Annotated in this window: 2 tRNA genes and 1 rRNA gene; all 3 read right to left on the minus strand. The window is 49.7% G+C overall.

Annotated features, from left to right (window positions below):
* Positions 1-178: 178 nt before the first annotated feature.
* Positions 179-255: transfer RNA gene (locus AC1RR2_RS20910), tRNA-Ile, on the minus strand.
* Between the two features lie 24 nt (positions 256-279).
* Positions 280-355 (minus strand) — tRNA-Ala (locus AC1RR2_RS20915).
* A gap of 96 nt (positions 356-451) precedes the next feature.
* Positions 452-934, minus strand: a 16S ribosomal RNA gene (locus AC1RR2_RS20920); the annotation flags it as partial.

Genomic DNA, 934 nt, shown 5'->3' on the forward strand with positions numbered 1-934 from the left:
TCATTTCCATGACAAACGCCTTTACGAAATAAATTTTGATTATTTCTACTTTACTTCTTCTCAATTGTTAAAGAACGGTACAACTTAATTACTTTGCTTTCGCTGTGAAAGAACAAATCTCAATAGCGCTCGCGCTACTCACATTTGTTTTTTCTTTTTTTCGCTTCCCTACACTTCATGGTAGGGCTGGTTGGGCTCGAACCAACGACCCCCGCGTTATCAACACGGTGCTCTAACCAGCTGAGCTACAGCCCCATCATTTACCTATCACTAAGTAATTGGTGGAGGTTACCGGGCTCGAACCGATCACCCCCTGCTTGCAAAGCAGGTGCTCTACCAGATGAGCTAAACCCCCCTATGCGGGACAGCGGTATTGGCGACATCATCGCCTCTACGTTCTTTATCATTAACAGTCAATAAGTGTGGACACTCAACATTTAGCGCACTCTAGAAAGGAGGTGATCCAGCCGCACCTTCCGATACGGCTACCTTGTTACGACTTCACCCCAGTCACGAACCCCGCCGTGGTAAGCGCCCTCCTTACGGTTAAGCTACCTACTTCTGGCGAAACCCGCTCCCATGGTGTGACGGGCGGTGTGTACAAGACCCGGGAACGTATTCACCGCGACATGCTGATCCGCGATTACTAGCGATTCCAACTTCATGTAGTCGAGTTGCAGACTACAATCCGGACTACGATACACTTTCTGGGATTAGCTCCACCTCGCGGTTTGGCAGCCCTCTGTATGTACCATTGTATGACGTGTGAAGCCCTACCCATAAGGGCCATGAGGACTTGACGTCATCCCCACCTTCCTCCGGTTTGTCACCGGCAGTCTCATTAGAGTGCTCAACTGAATGTAGCAACTAATGACAAGGGTTGCGCTCGTTGCGGGACTTAACCCAACATCTCACGACACGAGCTGACGACAGC

The organism is Undibacterium sp. GW821-FHT11H02, from assembly GCF_058808015.1.